Genomic DNA, 2548 nt, shown 5'->3' with positions numbered 1-2548 from the left:
GTAAGCGTCAAATAAAACAGTGTATAGAAAAATAACCGTCAGCCTTTTATACTAAAAGGTCAACGGTTATCGACAGAATTCTTTTACAAGAGGATTCCAAGGCAAATAATCATCCAGATATTCAGGATGTTCAAGAAAAGCACTCCCCGGCATGTCGGACAGGATATATTTTATATATTTCATCGGGGCAAGCCCATTCGCTTTCGCTGTCTCTACCAGTGTATAGATTCCTGCACTGGCTTCCGCCCCTTTCGGACTGCCGGAGAACAGCCAGTTCTTTCTGCCGATCACAAAGGGACGGATACAGTTTTCCGCAAGCGAATTACTGATGGAACAATTCCCGTCTTCCAGATAATTCCAAAAACCTTCGCGGTTATTTAAGGCGTAATGAAAAGCTTTTGAAAGTTTGGATTTCGGCAGCTCTCCGATGGCACTTTTTTCTGCCCATGACCAAAAAGCCTCGAGAAGCGGTTTCTCGCGGATAAGACGTTCTTTTTTCTTCTGATCAGGAGGGAGCGCCTCCAACTCTGACTCTATGTTAAAGAGTTGATTCAGACGGAGGATTGCTTCCGCTGCTTTTGATGCTTCCGAATTATGGATGTCTTTTGGGAGCGCATCCACGAAAGCCCGGCGCAGATGCGTATAGCAAAGACATCTTTTTACTCCTGAAACTGCATTGTATCCGGAGTAAGCGTCTGTATGGATATAACCTTCATATTCCCTCAGAAACGCTTCCGGATATTTCCCGCTTCGTCCCGGCTGGTACTCGAAGTAGCGGATGGGATTTACGGCATCTCTGATGCTGCAGTAAACCCACATATAGGAATCGGACGTATTTTTCCGTCCCGGTTCTTTCAGCACCTGTACATGTGTTTCATCGATATGAAGGTATCTCTGTTTCAGAAGTTCCAGCTTCAGACGGTGGACGATGTGTATAAGCCAGTCCCGATAGACAACCAGAAGCCAGTTTGACATAGTCGCTCTGCTTAAACGTAATCCCAAAGCCTCCCATTCTTTTTCCTGTCTGTACAGCGGGATGCTTAATTCAAACTTCTGGTGGATGAGCCAGGTGATGGTAGATGCAGATGCCAGAGAATGCAGGACGGGAGGATATGGCACCGGAGCCTTCTCCATATAAAGAGTTCCGTTTTTCCGGCATGACCTGCATTCATACGTTTCCCGGTAATGGTCAATCACCTTGAGTTTTGCAGGGATAAACTGTACTTCTGTGCGGACGAATTCTTCCCCTACTTTCACCATCGTACTCCCGCAGTTATCGCATATCTGTTCCCTTTCATCTATGGTATGGAGTACTTTGCTGTGAGGGAGATTTTTTACCAGTTCTTCCCGCTGACCGGTGTACTTCCTTTTACGTAGGTGCTTCTCTATCTCAACAAGCTCCAGTTCGTGTGCATCAGGATCCGCACAGGTTTCGATTTCATTAAAAAGAGACATCTGCCCCTCGATTTCGAGAGTAGATGTCTTCTCGGATTTTGTTCCATAAAGTTTACGGGTCAGGAAATCAACCTGCTCTTTCAGGAGCCGGACCTGCTGTTCCAGTTCTTTGATATGATTTTTATACTCCTGTTCCGTAGCTGACATAACCTGAAAACCCTTTCGTTTCGATAGGATTATTATAACATAGAATCGTCAGATTTCCCAGCATTTCTAAGGATTTTCAGTATTTTCAGACTTATGCGGGAGCCATTTCTGAACCGCCTTTGGCTGCTCCGGGTTCAAACCTTCCAGAAGCCAGCGCAGCTGCTGATCAGAAATCTGTTTTGCTTCTTCGCCGGTCCGCGGCCATTGGAGACGTCCGTTTTCGTACCGTTTGTATAAAAGGCAGAAACCGTCTTCCTCGTAATGGACTGCTTTGATCCGGTCAGCCCTCTTTCCACAGAACAGGAATAAGGAATTGCTGTAAGGATCCAGTTTGAAGTTGTACTGGATGATATCCAGCAAGCCATTGAGCTGCTTCCTCATATCGGTGTAGCCGCATCGGATATAGATTTTCTCCACATGGGAAAGATCTCCTAACATGACTGCACGGCTTTCAGAATGTTTTCCAGCATCTGGGCAGATGTGCCTTCATAAAGTTCCACTGTTATGGATCCGATATGAAGTATGGCTGCAGGAGTGGAACGGGAAATGTTTCTGTCCGGAAGTGAAAGCTCCGCAAACTCAGCCGGGGATTCCGTTAAAGCAGTTGACTGTTGGTCTGTACACATGTGGATGCCGTTTTTCTTACGGGGCACTTCTTCCAGGGCAAGCTTTCGAATTTTGGAAAGCCAGTAATAATAACTTTTCAAAGAGATATCGTGTTGTTCACACCAGATCTGATTTGTCAGTCCTGAGGCCCTGCATTGCCGTATTACATCCAGCCAGTATTGAAGTTTCACCTGTTTGTCTGGAGTCAAAGAAGAAAGATTCATAAGCCTGCTCCTTAGATTAGATTTAGAGTTTTTAGAGTCAACTCCCAAAACTCTAATCAATAGTTTACATGCAACAGCCAGAAATTTCGATACACCCTCTTATTGGACGCTTACGA

3 protein-coding genes are annotated in these 2548 nt (G+C 45.4%); all 3 read right to left on the bottom strand.

The annotated features are described in order from the left end of the window. Positions 1 to 66: 66 nt before the first annotated feature. Entirely contained in the window at positions 67 to 1602 is a 1536-nt protein-coding gene (locus tag BN3261_RS00025; RefSeq protein ID WP_059085161.1) for an IS66-like element ISRob1 family transposase, read from the bottom strand. A 66-nt stretch (positions 1603 to 1668) separates the two neighbouring features. After that, positions 1669 to 2019: an IS66 family insertion sequence element accessory protein TnpB gene (tnpB, locus tag BN3261_RS00020; protein WP_199874089.1), complete on the bottom strand. Its 351-nt coding sequence runs from the start codon at positions 2017 to 2019 to the stop codon at positions 1669 to 1671. A 14-nt stretch (positions 2020 to 2033) separates the two neighbouring features. Beyond that, the gene (tnpA, locus tag BN3261_RS00015; protein ID WP_059085159.1) at positions 2034 to 2432 is read right to left on the bottom strand and encodes an IS66 family insertion sequence element accessory protein TnpA; all 399 of its coding nucleotides are present in this window, start codon (positions 2430 to 2432) and stop codon (positions 2034 to 2036) included. Positions 2433 to 2548 lie beyond the last annotated feature (116 nt).

The sequence above is a fragment of the Blautia massiliensis (ex Durand et al. 2017) genome (assembly GCF_001487165.1).
In the GTDB taxonomy this organism is placed as follows: domain Bacteria; phylum Bacillota; class Clostridia; order Lachnospirales; family Lachnospiraceae; genus Blautia_A; species Blautia_A fusiformis.
Note: the sequence above shows the minus strand (reverse complement) of the source record. Positions and strands in the feature narration are given on the sequence as shown.